13 protein-coding genes and 1 pseudogene are annotated in these 14,132 nt (G+C 69.3%); 9 read left to right on the top strand and 5 right to left on the bottom strand.

Annotation, left to right across the window (positions count from 1 at the left end; all coding sequences use genetic code 11):
• Window positions 1-105: 105 nt before the first annotated feature.
• A complete protein-coding gene (locus AQJ67_RS31080; protein WP_062722665.1) occupies window positions 106-1,674 on the bottom strand; it encodes a recombinase family protein in 1,569 nt (522 codons plus the stop codon).
• Window positions 1,675-1,705: 31 nt separating this feature from the next.
• Here AQJ67_RS31080 and AQJ67_RS31075 point away from each other — a divergent pair.
• Window positions 1,706-2,029, top strand: a pseudogene (locus AQJ67_RS31075) (hypothetical protein); the annotation flags it as partial.
• 13 nt (window positions 2,030-2,042) lie between these two features.
• Here the strand turns inward: AQJ67_RS31075 and AQJ67_RS31070 are convergent.
• Complete coding sequence (locus tag AQJ67_RS31070; RefSeq protein WP_048581170.1) at window positions 2,043-2,237, bottom strand: DUF1918 domain-containing protein; 195 nt, start codon at window positions 2,235-2,237, stop codon at window positions 2,043-2,045.
• Between the two features lie 94 nt (window positions 2,238-2,331).
• Entirely contained in the window at window positions 2,332-3,246 is a 915-nt protein-coding gene (locus AQJ67_RS31065) for a DMT family transporter (protein WP_062722663.1), read from the bottom strand.
• Here AQJ67_RS31065 and AQJ67_RS31060 point away from each other — a divergent pair.
• The 3 genes from AQJ67_RS31060 (at window position 3,245) to AQJ67_RS31050 (ending at window position 5,917) form a co-directional block, all read left to right on the top strand.
• Window positions 3,245-4,678, top strand: a complete 1,434-nt coding sequence (locus tag AQJ67_RS31060) for an aminotransferase-like domain-containing protein (RefSeq protein ID WP_062722662.1) — start codon at window positions 3,245-3,247, stop codon at window positions 4,676-4,678. The genes AQJ67_RS31065 and AQJ67_RS31060 overlap by 2 nt on opposite strands.
• A 128-nt stretch (window positions 4,679-4,806) precedes the next feature.
• The gene (locus AQJ67_RS31055) at window positions 4,807-5,250 is read left to right on the top strand and encodes a GNAT family N-acetyltransferase (protein ID WP_062722661.1); all 444 of its coding nucleotides are present in this window, start codon (window positions 4,807-4,809) and stop codon (window positions 5,248-5,250) included.
• Between the two features lie 73 nt (window positions 5,251-5,323).
• Window positions 5,324-5,917, top strand: coding sequence for a histidine phosphatase family protein (locus tag AQJ67_RS31050; RefSeq protein WP_062722660.1), 594 nt, complete (start codon window positions 5,324-5,326; stop codon window positions 5,915-5,917).
• On the opposite strand, the gene AQJ67_RS31045 is transcribed toward AQJ67_RS31050, so the two are convergent.
• Window positions 5,899-6,342, bottom strand: a complete 444-nt coding sequence (locus AQJ67_RS31045) for a DUF6314 family protein (protein WP_062722659.1) — start codon at window positions 6,340-6,342, stop codon at window positions 5,899-5,901. The genes AQJ67_RS31050 and AQJ67_RS31045 overlap by 19 nt on opposite strands.
• 126 nt (window positions 6,343-6,468) lie before the next feature.
• Between AQJ67_RS31045 and AQJ67_RS31040 the strand changes: the two genes are divergently transcribed.
• On the top strand, window positions 6,469-8,949 hold the full coding sequence (locus AQJ67_RS31040; RefSeq protein WP_062722658.1) for an alpha-L-arabinofuranosidase C-terminal domain-containing protein: 2,481 nt from the start codon (window positions 6,469-6,471) through the stop codon (window positions 8,947-8,949).
• 15 nt (window positions 8,950-8,964) lie between these two features.
• On the opposite strand, the gene AQJ67_RS31035 is transcribed toward AQJ67_RS31040, so the two are convergent.
• On the bottom strand, window positions 8,965-9,669 hold the full coding sequence (locus tag AQJ67_RS31035; RefSeq protein WP_062722657.1) for a DUF6215 domain-containing protein: 705 nt from the start codon (window positions 9,667-9,669) through the stop codon (window positions 8,965-8,967).
• 173 nt (window positions 9,670-9,842) lie between these two features.
• Here AQJ67_RS31035 and argC point away from each other — a divergent pair, with 173 nt between their 5' ends.
• From argC to AQJ67_RS31015, 4 genes are read left to right on the top strand one after another with little or no spacing between them, the layout of a single operon-like run.
• Window positions 9,843-10,871, top strand: a complete 1,029-nt coding sequence (gene argC / locus AQJ67_RS31030; protein ID WP_062722656.1) for an N-acetyl-gamma-glutamyl-phosphate reductase — start codon at window positions 9,843-9,845, stop codon at window positions 10,869-10,871.
• Window positions 10,868-12,019, top strand: a complete 1,152-nt coding sequence (gene argJ, locus AQJ67_RS31025; RefSeq protein WP_062722655.1) for a bifunctional glutamate N-acetyltransferase/amino-acid acetyltransferase ArgJ — start codon at window positions 10,868-10,870, stop codon at window positions 12,017-12,019. The genes argC and argJ overlap by 4 nt, the downstream gene beginning before the upstream one ends.
• Complete coding sequence (gene argB / locus AQJ67_RS31020; protein WP_062722654.1) at window positions 12,016-12,930, top strand: acetylglutamate kinase; 915 nt, start codon at window positions 12,016-12,018, stop codon at window positions 12,928-12,930. Before argJ ends, argB begins: the two co-directional genes overlap by 4 nt.
• Entirely contained in the window at window positions 12,927-14,114 is a 1,188-nt protein-coding gene (locus tag AQJ67_RS31015; protein ID WP_062722653.1) for an acetylornithine transaminase, read from the top strand. Before argB ends, AQJ67_RS31015 begins: the two co-directional genes overlap by 4 nt.
• Window positions 14,115-14,132: the final 18 nt, after the last annotated feature.

The following is a 14,132-nucleotide window of genomic DNA, read 5'->3' as shown; positions in this document are numbered from 1 at the left end:
GTGTACCGAGTAAGTGAGGACGGAACACGGACACTTGTCCGCGTAAAGACGTCCTGATATGGAGAAACCCCGACTTCTCTCCGAGGTCGGGGTTTCTCTGAATTCTCAGAAACCAGTCTTAAAGGCGTCCTCTCGGATTACCAGTCGCTCTCTCACGTCCTCGGGAATCAGCAGGTCCGCCTCAAGCTCATTGGATTCGCTGTATCCCACCTCGAACTTGATACCGGCACGCGCGAGATCGTGAGACATGGCTTCCATGCCGCCGGTCTCCCACTGCTCTTGATATGTGCGACCGCCATGAGTGAGAACCCACCTGTCCTTGGTGCTCTCTGGGTCGATTTCGTCCAGCTGATTGAGCAGTGACTGAAGGGTTTCCTCGGCGGTTTCCTTGACGAATCCTCCTCGGTCGAACCGCCCTCCTGGGGCGAGTCCTTCCATGTAGTACTTGATAGATGCTTCTACTTGGCGGAGCTGATCCCGATTTTCTGCGCCTCGGGCATATTCCCTGTATTCAACGGGGTGATTCCCAAGTTCTTCCAGTACCGCCTCTACGAGGGCCGCGTAAAGCTCTTCCGGTTTTGTTCCCTTGCCCCCGCATACGCGGCAGCGCAGGTACTTGTACCGAACTCCGCGACTGGTGGACGTTCGTACGGTGTAGTTGCCCTTGCAGTTGCGGCACACGATGACGCCGAGGAACTTGGTTGCCCCCGGAGTCCAGGGATTCTCATTGGTTCTGCTGGCGCGGTCCAAGGCGTGCTGTAGCTTGTTGAACTCCTCCTGGTCCAGGATGGGTTTCGCGACCTTGATCTGGTTTCCCTTTGAGTCGAGAACCTCCTTCGAGCGATTCCGTCCAGACCTCCCGTCGACTTCAACGCGCACACCCTTGATCGCTGGATTGCGAAGCTGAATCAAGATTGTGGTTGAGGTCCATTTTCCGCCGTTGGCTCCCGGGATTCCCGCGCGATTGAGGACCTTGGCCATTTTCGATGCGGAGACACCGCGCAATGCCGCCCCGTACGCCCACCGCAGAACCTTATGGCCGAGAGGGTCGATCGCGAGGCGAACTTTCCCGTCCTTGCCTTTTGCTGTCACATATCCATATGAGGGTCGGCCAATAATCCAGGCGTCTTGCGTCTTGGCGTGCTGCCACAAGGAAGCAACCCGAACGCCGGTGTTCGCGGCCTCGATCTCCGCCATGCCAGCGATGAGCGAGACGATTGTCTTGCCCATAGTGCTGGAGAGGTCGATGGGATCATGAAGTGACTTGAGGTTCTTCCCGTACTCCTGGCACCAATTGATGATCACTTGTAGGTCCAGGATGCGGCGGACGAAACGGTCCAGCTTCCAGAACATCAGGACGTCGAATTCCGGGGACCGGTCGTTGAGCCAACGTCCCAGTTCCTTGCGTTTCCACGGCGGGACCTTCGTAGCCGAGACGTTCAGGTCCCTGGCGACACCCACAACCCTGACCCTGTCGTCATTCGCCTTACGCCATAGATCCAGCTCTTGGCGCACCGGAGACGTGGTGTCATCGGTCAGGACGGACAGGCGCACTGAGAGCAGCGCGCGCGGAGAGTCCTCCGGGAGTTGTTCGTTTACGGCCTTGAGGTGCGCGAGGTCGGACAGCTCGCTGTCGGTCCATGCGTGCTCAAGGCTCACCGTCGCTGTCGTCATGCGCCAAGCCTAACGGCGTTGTCACACTGGATACACGTGCCCACAGCTGTACTGGAACATCGGCTTCGCCGCCGCCGACTACGCCAAGCTCGTGCCCTGGTGGTCGGAGGTCGCGCGGGGCAGCAGGACGAAGCTGTACGTCGGTGAGGCGCTGTACAAGGCCGGTGACCCGGCGCAGCCCGCCGCCTGGCAGGAACCGGCCGAGCTGTCCCGGCACCTCACGCTGACCAAGGAGCACGCGGAGGTCTGCGGGCACGTCTACTTCGCCGCGAAGGACGTCGCGACCGACCGGATCGGGGCCATGGCACGGGTCGTCGCCGACCACTACGCGCAGCCGGCGATTCCCCCGCGCTGAACTGCGCGCCGAGCTACTTGATCGTGTCCCTGTGACGGATCTCGGTGTCGGGGCCGGGGGAGCACAGGCCCTCGTGCCCGTCCTCGAAGCGGACGCGGTACGGAGGGTTGCCCTCCTGGCCCATGACTTCGACGATCTCGCCGACCTTGTCGTGTTGCCCGACCACCCTGCCGTGCTGGACAAGCTGGTCGCCCACGGTTGCACGCATCTGTCGGTCCTCCTCACCAGGTGCGGGAGCAGCGGTCCGTGGCCTTGAGTCTACGGCGTGGAGCGGTGGTTGGAAGTGGGTCGTCAGGGCCCGCTCAGCCACGCGCCCGCTGGGTCACGGCGATGCACACCAGCACCGCCGCGGCCGTCAGCGGGGCGGCCACTGTCAGGTGCTCGCCCAGCAGCAGCACCGACCACACCAGTGTGAGCAGCGGCTGGGCCAACTGCAACTGGCTGGCCTTCGGAATGCCGATCGCCGCCATGCCCCGGTACCAGACGACCAGACCGAGGAACTGCGAACCCGCCGCGACCCACAGCAGTCCGGTGACGCCGTGCCAGGTCAGCTTGATGGGCTCGTACGACAGCGCCACCGCGGCGGCCGGCACGCTCAGCGGCAGACACAGCACCAGCGCCCAGCCGACCACCTGCCAGCCCGGCATGACCCGGGCCAGCCGGCCGCCCTCGGTGTAGCCGGCGGCGCAGACCAGCAGCGCCCCGAAGAGGTACAGGTCGGCGGTGGTCAGGGTGCCGCCGCTCTGCTGCACGGTGAACGCGACGACCGCGGCGGCGCCGACGAGGGCCGCGATCCAGAAGGTGCGTGACGGGCGGGTGCCGACGCGCAGCGCCGAGAACAGCGCGGTGGTGAGCGGGAGCAGGCCGACCACGACCGCGGCGTGCGCGGTGGTGGACGTCTGGAGCGCCAGCGTGGTGAGGAGCGGGAAGCCGAAGACCACACCGGCGACGACCACCGCGAGACCCGTCCAGTGCCGGCGGGCGGGCAGCGGTACGCGCAGCGCCAGCAGACAACCGCCCGCGATGAGCGCGGCCAGCACGCTGCGCACCGCGACGAGGGACCAGGGGCCGAAGCCCTCCAGGCCCCAGGCGGTGGCGGGGAAGGTGAGGGAGAAGGCCGCGACACCGAGGGCGGCCTGGAGCGTGCCGAACGAGGTGCCGGGGCGACCGCTGACCGCTATCCCAGTCGGGGCGATAGCGCTACTCTGTGTTCTCATGCAAGAGCGTAGCAGCGTGGCTGACCTGGCGGAACAGCTGCGAAGAGAACTTGACCGCTACTCGCCCGGTGGAAAGCTCCCGTCGAGCCGGTCGCTCGTCGAGCGGTTCCGGGTGAGCCCGGTGACGGTCTCGCGCGCCCTGGCGCAGCTCACCGCCGAGGGGCTGGTGGTGACCCGGCCCGGCGCCGGCGCCTTCCGCGCCCGGCCGCGCACCCCGCTCGCGGCGGCGGGCGACACCTCCTGGCAGGAGGTCGCCCTCAGCGCCGACGGTGCCGCCGACGTCGTACCGCGCACCGTGGACGCCTCCGGCGTCACCGTCTGTCTCGCCACGCCGCCGCCCGGAGTGATCGAGTTCAGCGGCGGCTACCCCCACCCGTTGCTCCAGCCCGAGAAGGCCATGGCCGCGGCGCTGTCCCGGGCCGGCCGCCGGCCCGGCGCCTGGGGCAGGCCGCCCCTGGACGGACTGCCCGAGCTGCGCGAGTGGTTCGCCCGCGAGATCGGCGGCACCGTCACCGCCGCCGAGGTGCTGATCGCCGCGGGCGGCCAGTCCGCGCTGACCACCGCACTGCGTGCGCTCGCCCCGCCCGGCGCGCCGGTACTGGTCGAGTCGCCCACCTACCCCGGCATGCTGGCCATCGCCCGCGCGGCCGGACTGCGCCCGGTGCCCGTACCGGTGGACTCGGACGGGGTGAAGCCGGCCCTGCTCGCCGACGCGTTCCGCGCCACCGGCGCCCGCGTCTTCGTCTGCCAGCCGCTCTTCCAGAACCCGACCGGCGCGGTCCTCGCCCCCGAGCGCCGCCCGGAGGTGCTGCGCATCGCGCGCGAGGCCGGTGCCTTCGTCGTGGAGGACGACTTCGTACGGCGCCTGGTGCACGAGGACGCGGGTCCGCTGCCGCGTCCGCTCGCCGCCGACGACCCCGACGGCGTCGTCGTCCATGTCTGCTCGCTCACCAAGGCCACCTCGCCCAGCTTTCGGGTCGGTGCCCTCACCGCGCGCGGACCGGTGCTGGAACGGCTGCGGGCCATCCAGGTCGTCGACACCTTCTTCGTGCCCCGCCCCCTCCAGGAGGCGGCCCTGGAACTCGTCGGCTCGCCCGCCTGGCCCCGCCATCTGCGGACCCTGTCGGCCGAACTCCGGGCCCGCCGCGACGTCATGACCGCGGGCCTGCGCCTGCACCTGCCCGAGCTCTCCCTCCCGCACATCCCGTCCGGCGGCTACCACCTCTGGCTCCGCCTGCCCGACGGCACCGACGAACCCGCCCTGACCTCGGCCGCCCTGCGCACCGGCGTCGCGATCACCCCCGGCCGCCCGTACTTCAGCGCCGAGCCCCCGGCGGGGCACCTGCGGTTGAGCTTCGCGGCGGTGGCCGGGGCCGGGGAGATCGTGGAGGGGGTGCGGCGACTGCGGGGGGCGTGGGACGAGGTGCGCTAGCCGCGGGGCGGGGCGGGGCGCGGCGAGGGCTGCGCTGCGGGGCAACTCGGCCGACGTCCGCGGCCGTCGTCCCGACCGGGTGTGAAAACCGCTCGACGCCCGCCGCCCCGGCCTGCGAATCTCGCCGCATGACCGACGCCCTGCCCCTGCCCCTCGCCGACGGCTACGAGATCTCGACCGACGTCCGGCGCATCGACGCCGAACGAGTGCACCGGTGGCTGTCCACCGACGCGTACTGGGCGATGGGGCGGGCGCGGGAGAAGCAGGACCGGGCGATCGAGGGGTCGCTGAACTTCGGGGTGTACGAGGCGGTTTCGGGGGAGCAGGTGGCGTATGCCCGGGTCATCACGGACCGGGTGACGTTCGCGTGGCTGTGTGACGTGTACGTCGACCCGTCGGTGCGCGGCAAGGGCATCGGGACGGCGCTCGTCGCGGCGGTGCGCGAGCATCTGCGGCCGTACGGCCTGCGGCGGATGCTGCTCGCGACGCAGGACGCGCACGGGGTCTACGAGAAGCTCGGGTTCGCAAGGCTGGACAACCCCGACCAATGGATGGCGCTCTACTTCCAGTGAAGCTCCGTCCACCCTCGGTCACGCCTGTACAACGCCTCTTGACCTGCGCACCTTCGCGACACACCATCGCCGCATGTCGCTTCGGGTCACGTTCGTCGCCGCCGCGCGCAGCTCCCCGCTGCTCGCCGAGCGCTTCGAGGACGACCGGCCGCTGGACCAGGCCGGCTGGGACGAGGTCCAGCGCGTCGCGCGCGACCTGCTGCCGCTGGCGGCGGCCGAGCTGCGCTACTGCTCGCCGACCCCGCGCAGCCGCGCCACCGGCGACGCCCTCGGCTACGCGCCGCTCGTCCAACTCGCCCTGCGCGACTGTGACATGGGCCGCTGGCGCGGGCTCACCCTGGGCGAGGCGATGGCCCGGGAACCGGACGCGGTGGACGCCTGGCTCGCCGACCCGCGCGGCACGCCGCACGGCGGGGAGTCCCTGCTCGCGTTCATCGGCCGGGTCGGCGGATGGCTCGACACGCGGCCCGTGGAGGACGGCGGCCGGATCGTCGCCGTGGCCGAGCCGTCCGTGATCCGGGCCGCCCTGGTCTACGCGCTGAAGGCACCCCCCGCCACCTACTGGAACATCGACGTACGCCCCCTGTCGACCACCACCGTGACCGGCCACGCGGGCCGTTGGAACCTCCGCCTCGACGGGGCGCCCACTCAGCCCTCGCGGGCGTAGTCCGTGGTGAGGAGGAGGTCCTTCGCCGGCCCCCGTACCCGCCACACCGTCCGCCAGTGGTTCTCGTCCCGGACGGTGAACTCGCCCCGGTAGAGGTCGGCCGAGCACGGGTGGTCGGTGACGTGAGAGCCGGTCGTCAGGTTCAGGTCGTGGAAGAAGCGGCCGTCGGCGAAGTGGACGTCCGCCGTGCCGGGTGAGCCGCCCGGGAGGAAGCGCAGGGTGCGCTCGGCGGGGCGCGGGACTCCACGCCAGCGGAAAGTGCCTGACTCGTGGTGCAGCAGGCCCCCGTCCTCCAGTGGGCCGAAAACCGTCGTACCGGAGAACTCCCCCTCCTCCCCGCTCGCCAGATCCCGCACCGACCGCTCGACCCGCCAGCCCCCGGCCAGATACGTCAGCGCATCCGGTACTGGCCAGAACTCGCCCATCCGCTCCTCGCTTCCGGCAATTTCGTTCCCGCGCGACCCGTTGACGCTCCGGATCACCCTCCCTATCTTGCCGTTCGAAGTGCTGATCAGCGTTTGATATTTCGAACTTCGAGCCGCGGAGTATCCATGCCACGCAATTCCAGCCGCTGGAGATTCGGCCTCGCAGCCACCGCCTTCCTGGTGGCAGCCGGTCTCATCCCGTCGCCCGCCCACGCCGAGGACGTCACCGACTACGCGATCACCGTCGACCCGGCCGCCAAGGGCGCGACGATCGACGACACGATGTACGGCGTCTTCTTCGAGGACATCAACCGGGCCGCGGACGGCGGACTGTACGCCGAGCTCGTGCAGAACCGGTCCTTCGAGTACTCAACCGCTGACAACGGCTCGTACACGCCCCTGACGTCCTGGACGGTCGGCGGCACGGCCCAGGTCGTGAACGACGCCGGCCGGCTCAACGAACGCAACCGCAACTACCTCTCCCTGGGCGCCGGTTCGGCCGTCACCAACGCCGGATACAACACCGGCATCCGGGTCGACCAGGGCAAGAAGTACGACTTCTCCGTATGGGCCCGCGCCGAGAGCGGCACCACGCTCACCGTCTCCCTGAAGGACGCCGCCGGCACGCTCGCCACCGCCCGCCAGGTGGCCGTGAAGGGCGGCTGGGCCAAGTACAGGGCCAGCTTCACCGCGACCCGCACCAGCAACCGCGGCCGCCTCACCGTGGCCTCGACCGGAGCCGCCGCGTTCGACGAGGTGTCGCTGTTCCCGCGCGACACCTACAAGAACCAGCCGAACGGTCTGCGCAAGGACCTCGCCGAGAAGATCGCCGCGCTGAAGCCGGGCTTCGTGCGCTTCCCCGGCGGCTGCCTGGTCAACACCGGCTCGATGGAGGACTACAGCGAGGCCTCCGGCTGGCAGCGCAAGCGCAGCTACCAGTGGAAGGACACCATCGGCCCGGTCGAGCAGCGCGCCACCAACGCCAACTTCTGGGGATACAACCAGAGTTACGGCCTCGGCTACTACGAGTACTTCCGCTTCTCCGAGGACATCGGCGCCATGCCGCTGCCCGTCGTCCCCGCCCTGGTGACCGGCTGCGGCCAGAACAAGGCCACCGACAACGAGGCGCTGCTCAAGCGGCACATCCAGGACACGCTCGACCTCATCGAGTTCGCCAACGGCCCGGCGACCTCCAAGTGGGGCAAGGTGCGCGCACAGATGGGCCACCCCAAGCCCTTCCACCTGACCACCCTCGGGGTCGGCAACGAGGAGAACCTCCCGAACGAGTTCTTCGCGCGGTTCCAGCAGTTCCGCGCCGCCATCAAGGCCAAGTACCCGGACATCACCGTCGTCTCCAACTCCGGCCCCGACGACTCCGGCACGACCTTCGACACCGCCTGGAAGCTGAACCGCGAGGCGAACGTCGACATGGTCGACGAGCACTACTACAACACCCCGAACTGGTTCCTCCAGAACAACGACCGCTACGACTCCTACGACCGCAGCGGCCCCAAGGTCTTCCTCGGCGAGTACGCCTCCCAGGGCAACGCCTGGAAGAACGGCCTCTCCGAAGCCGCCTTCATGACCGGCCTGGAGCGCAACGCGGACGTCGTCAAGCTCGCCTCGTACGCCCCGCTGCTCGCCAACGAGGATTACGTCCAGTGGCGGCCGGACATGATCTGGTTCAACAACCGCGCCTCCTGGAACTCGGCCAACTACGAGGTCCAGAGGCTGTTCATGAACAACGTCGGTGCCCGTGTCGTCCCCTCGAAGGCCACCACGACGCCGAACGTCAGCGGCCCCATCACCGGCGCCGTCGGCCTGTCCACATGGGCGACCAGCGCCGCGTACGACGACGTCAAGGTCACCTCGGCCGACGGCTCGACGCTGCTCAGCGACGACTTCTCCGGTGACGCCTCGAAGTGGACGCACAGTGGCGCGGGCAGCTGGAGCATCCAGGACGGCCAGTACGTGCAGACCGACGCCGCAGCCGAGAACACCCTGGTCACGGCGGGCGACCCGGCCTGGAAGGACTACGACCTGCAGGTGAAGGCCACCAAGAAGTCCGGCAAGGAGGGCTTCCTCGTCGCCTTCGGCGTCAAGGACACCGGCAACTACTACTGGTGGAACCTGGGCGGCTGGAACAACACCCAGTCCGCGATCGAGCAGGCCGTCGACGGCGGCAAGGGCACCCTGATGACGAAGCCCGGGTCGATCGAGACCGGCCGCGCCTACGACATCGACATCAAGGTGCGCGGCCGCCAGGTCACCCTGCTCCTCGACGGCAAGGAGTGGGGCAGCTTCACCGACGACAAGCCGGCCGAGCCGTTCCGCCAGGTCGTCACCGAGGACGCGAGGACCGGTGACCTGATCGTCAAGGTCGTCAACGCCCAGTCCGCCGAGGCCCGTACGGCCGTCGACCTCGGCGGCGCCAAGGTCGCCTCCACCGCCCGCGTGACCACGCTGGCCGCCGACCAGGACGCCGTGAACACCGAGACGGACACGCCGGTGACCCCGGTGACGTCCACCTTCCGGGGCGTGGCCGCCAAGTTCACGTACACCTTCCCGGCGAACTCCGTCACGTTCCTGCGGATCAAGCAGAGGTAAGGGCGCCCGGGGCGCTCAGCTGCCGGCGGTCCACCCCGGGACCGTCGGCAGCACCTTTTCGGCGACCCGGAGCAGTACGGCGTCGTCCGGCACCATGCCGTCCGCGCGCCACAGGGTCACGTCGTAGGAGCCGCCGCTGTCCTTGGTGTCCTGAGCGACCATGAGGGAACGGAGCGGGACGCCGGTACCGCTCTGCGCGTCGCCACCGTCGAGGCGGAAGTTGATCCTGATGGTCCGGTTCGAGTACAGAACCGCCGGACGGCCCAGCACCGTGCGCTGCGTCTCGTCCCATCCCAGTACTTCATAGGACGCGGTCACCGGGAGGTCGTCGTAGGTGGCCGACAGCGTCACGGTGTAGGTGTCGAACTCGACCTCGGCCGTGGGCATGGGAGTGCTCTTGCCGCCTTCGAGTCCGACGGAGCCGTCATTGCCGAAGGCGGTCTTCGCGGTCTCCGTCGGTGTGCCCAGCAGCTCCGCGAGGTCGGGCCGCAGCAGTGCCTCGCACAGTTGCGCTCCGGTCACCCGGCCCGTCGCCTTCCCGGGCTTCTCGTCGGCCTTGTCGTCGGAGCAGCTGGCGGCCGACGGGCCACTGCTCCCGTTCCCGGACGCCACTTCGGACGCCCACAGACCGCCCCCGAGTGCCGCGAACAACGCCACGGCCGCGACGGCCTGCCCCCAAGCGTTGTGGCCCTTTTCGGGCGAGCCGATCTTTTCGGCCATGTCCCCCACCTGCTGTGATCCCCTGACACGTGCCCGGGGACACTAGCTCATGGACATGACACGGACAAAGCCGGTTTTCCGTGCCCGCCGCGCCGGGTGGGCGGCGGTATCCAGCCAAGATTGCATAAACGTGCAGCGAAACGTATAGTCATGCCATCTAGGAGGAGGATTCCATGGCGGTACGTGCGGCAGTGGCCGGAGCGAGCGGATACGCGGGCGGGGAACTGCTGCGTCTGCTCCTGGCGCACCCCGAGGTCGAGATCGGGGCCCTGACCGGCAACTCGAACGCGGGACAGCGGCTCGGCGCGCTCCAGCCGCACCTGCTGCCCCTCGCCGACCGCATACTCCAGGAGACGACCACCGAGGTCCTCGCCGGACACGACGTCGTCTTCCTCGCCCTGCCCCACGGACAGTCCGCCGCCGTCGCCGAGCAGCTCGGCCCGGACGTCCTCGTCGTCGACATGGGGGCCGACTTCCGGCTGAAGGACGCGGCCGACTGGGAGACGTTCTACGGCTCCCCGCACGCCGGCACCTGGCCGTACGGCCTCCCCGAACTGCCGGGTGGCCGCGCTCGGCTTACGGGGTCCAAGCGCATCGCGGTACCCGGCTGCTACCCGACCGCCGTCTCGCTCGCCCTCTTCCCGGCCTACGCCGCCGGCCTCGCCGAGCCCGACGCCGTGATCGTCGCCGCCTCCGGCACCTCCGGCGCGGGCAAGGCGCCCAAGCCCCACCTGCTGGGCAGCGAGGTCATGGGCTCCATGACGCCGTACGGCGTCGGCGGCGGCCACCGGCACACGCCCGAGATGATCCAGAACCTCAGCGGCGCGGCGGGGGAGCGGGTGTCCGTCTCCTTCACGCCGACCCTCGCCCCGATGCCCCGCGGCATCCTCGCCACGTGCAGCGCGAACGCCCGCCCCGGTGTCACCGCGGACTCCGTGCGCGCCGCCTACGAGAAGGCCTTCGCCGACGAGCCCTTCGTCCACCTCCTGCCGGAGGGACAGTGGCCCGCCACGGCGTCCGTCTACGGTTCGAACGCCGTTCAGGTGCAGGTCGCGTACGACGCCGCCGCGAACCGGATCATCGCGATCAGCGCCATCGACAACCTGACCAAGGGCACCGCCGGTGGTGCCGTCCAGAGCATGAACCTCGCCCTGGGTCTCGCCGAGACCACCGCACTGACGACGATCGGAGTTGCGCCGTGAGCGTGACGGCAGCAAAGGGATTCACGGCGGCGGGCATCGCCGCCGGGATCAAGGAGAACGGCAACCCGGACCTGGCCCTCGTGGTCAATACCGGGCCCCGCCGCGCCGCCGCCGGTGTCTTCACCTCCAACCGCGTGAAGGCCGCGCCGGTCCAGTGGTCCGAGCAGGTCCTGAAGAGCGGCCAGGTCTCCGCCGTCGTCCTCAACTCCGGCGGCGCCAACGCCTGTACGGGCCCCAAGGGCTTCCAGGACACCCACGCCACCGCCGAGAAGGCCGCCGAGGTCCTCGGCCGCGGCGCCATCGAGATCGCCGTCTGCTCCACCGGTCTCATCGGCGTCCTCCTTCCCATGGACAAGCTCCTCCCCGGCGTCGAGACCGCCGCCGCGCAGCTCTCCGAGCACGGCGGCGAGAAGGCCGCCATCGCCATCAAGACCACCGACACCGTCCACAAGACGTCCGTCGTCACCAAGGACGGCTGGACCGTCGGCGGCATGGCCAAGGGCGCGGGCATGCTCGCCCCCGGCCTCGCCACCATGCTGGTCGTCCTCACCACCGACGCCGACCTCGACAACGACGTCCTGGACCGGGCCCTGCGCGCCGCCACCAAGGTCACCTTCGACCGCGTCGACTCCGACGGCTGCATGTCCACCAACGACACCGTGCTGCTGCTCGCCTCCGGGTCCTCCGAAGTCACCCCGCGATACGAGGAGTTCGCGGCCGCCGTACGGACCGTCTGCGACGACCTCGGCCAGCAGCTGATCCGGGACGCCGAGGGCGCCAGCAAGGACATCAAGGTCGAGGTGGTCAACGCCGCGACCGAGGACGACGCCGTCGAGGTGGGCCGCTCCATCGCCCGCAACAACCTCCTCAAGTGCGCCATCCACGGCGAGGACCCCAACTGGGGCCGCGTCCTCTCCGCGATCGGCACGACGTCCGCCGCCTTCGAGCCCGACCAGCTCAACGTCGCCATCAACGGCGTGTGGGTGTGCAAGAACGGCGGCGTCGGCGAGGACCGCGAGAAGGTCGACATGCGCTACCGCGAGGTGCACATCGTCGCCGACCTCGCGGCAGGCTCGGAGACCGCCACGATCTGGACCAACGACCTGACCGCCGACTACGTCCACGAGAACAGCGCGTACTCGTCATGAGCAACTCACCCGCGCGCAAGCACACCGCGCTCCCCAAGGCCCAGATCCTCATCGAGGCACTGCCCTGGCTGGTCCGGCACAACGGCAAGACGGTCGTCATCAAGTTCGGCGGTAACGCCATGATCGACGAGGAGCTGAAGGCCGCCTTCGCCCAGGACGTCGTCTTCCTGCACCACGCCGGTCTCAAGCCGGTCGTCGTGCACGGGGGCGGCCCGCAGATCAGCGCCGCCCTCGACAAGCACGGCATCGTCAGCGAGTTCAAGGCGGGCCTCAGGGTCACCACCGAGGACGCCATGGACGTCGTACGGATGGTGCTGGCCGGACAGGTCCAGCGCGAGCTGGTCAACCTGCTCAACCAGCACGGCCCGCTCGCCGTCGGCCTGACCGGCGAGGACGCGCACACCATCTCCGCCACCAAGCACCAGCCCGAGATCGACGGCGAGCTGGTCGACATCGGGCGGGTCGGCGAGATCACCGACATCGACACGGGCGCGATCGAGGCGCTGCTGGCCGACGGCCGGATCCCGGTGGTCTCGTCGATCGCCCGCTCCGAGGACGACGGGCATGTCTACAACGTCAATGCTGATACGGCGGCTGCGGCACTCGCTGCTGCTCTGGGCGCCGAAACCCTCATGGTCCTCACGGACGTCGAGGGCCTCTATGAGGACTGGCCCAACTCCGACGAGGTGATCAGCCGCCTCACCGCCAGCCAACTGGAGAAGCTGCTGCCGGAGTTGAGCTCCGGCATGGTGCCGAAGATGGAGGGCTGTCTGCACGCCGTGCGGGGTGGCGTCACCACCGCCCGCGTCATCGACGGCCGGGTCCAGCACTCGATCCTGCTGGAGATCTTCACGGATGAAGGCATCGGCACGATGGTCGTGCCGGACGTAGCCGAGGGGGACGCGGAATGACCGGGAACCAGGAGTACGCCCAGCGGTGGCAGGGCTCGCTCATGAACAACTACGGAACCCCGCGGCTCCCTCTCGTGCGCGGCGAGGGTCTGAAGGTCTGGGACGCGGACGGCAAGCAGTACCTCGACTTCGTCGGCGGGATCGCGACCAACGCGCTCGGCCACGCCCACCCGGCGATCGTCGAGGCCGTGAGCAAGCAGATCGCGTCCCTCGGTCACATCTCCAACTTCTTCATGGCCGAGCCCACCGTCGCCCTCGCCGAACGGCTCCTGCAGCTCTTCGGCCGGGACGGCAGGGTCTTCTTCTGCAACTCCGGCGCCGAGGCCAACGAGGCCGCCTTCAAGATCGGACGGCTGACCGGGCGCACCCACGTCGTCGCCACCGAGGGCGGCTTCCACGGCCGCACCATGGGCGCCCTCGCGATGACCGGGCAGCCCGGCAAGCGGGAGCCGTTCCTGCCGCTGCCCGGCGACGTCACCCATGTGCCGTTCGGTGACGCGCAGGCGCTGGCCGCGGCCGTCACCGAGGAGACGGCCCTCGTGATCATCGAGCCGATCCAGGGCGAGCTCGGAGTCGTCGTGCCGCCGGCCGGCTATCTGAAGGCCGCGCGGGCGATCACCGCCGCGAGCGGGGCGCTCCTCGTCCTCGACGAGGTGCAGACCGGCGTCGGCCGTACCGGGCACTGGTTCGAGTACCAGGCCCACGAGGGCGTCCTGCCCGACGTCGTCACCCTCGCCAAGCAGCTCGGCGGCGGCCTGCCGCTGGGCGCCACGGTCGCCTTCGGGCGGGCCGCGGAGCTGCTGCAGCCCGGTCACCACGGGACGACCTTCGGCGGCAACCCGGTCGCGTGCGCGGCGGGCCTCGCGGTTCTGGACACCATCGCGAACGACGGGTTGCTGGAGAACGTCAAGCGGCAGAGCGAGAAGTTGCGCGACGGGATCGAGGCGCTGGGCCACCCGCTGATCGACTATGTCCGGGGCGCGGGACTGCTCCTGGGTATCGTGCTCACCGAGCCGCACGCCGCCAAGGTGCAGCAGGCGGCTCAGGACGCCGGTTTCCTGGTGAACGCGCCCGCCCCCGATGTCGTACGGCTCATGCCGCCGCTGAACCTCGGCGACGACGAAGTGGAGGCGCTTCTTCAGGCCCTTCCCGGCATCCTTGATCGGGCCAACGGGGACGGATGACCGGGGAATGAGACGACG

The sequence above is a fragment of the Streptomyces caeruleatus genome, from assembly GCF_001514235.1.
In the GTDB taxonomy this organism is placed as follows: Bacteria; Actinomycetota; Actinomycetes; order Streptomycetales; family Streptomycetaceae; genus Streptomyces; species Streptomyces caeruleatus.
This window is presented reverse-complemented; position numbering and strand designations above follow the sequence as displayed.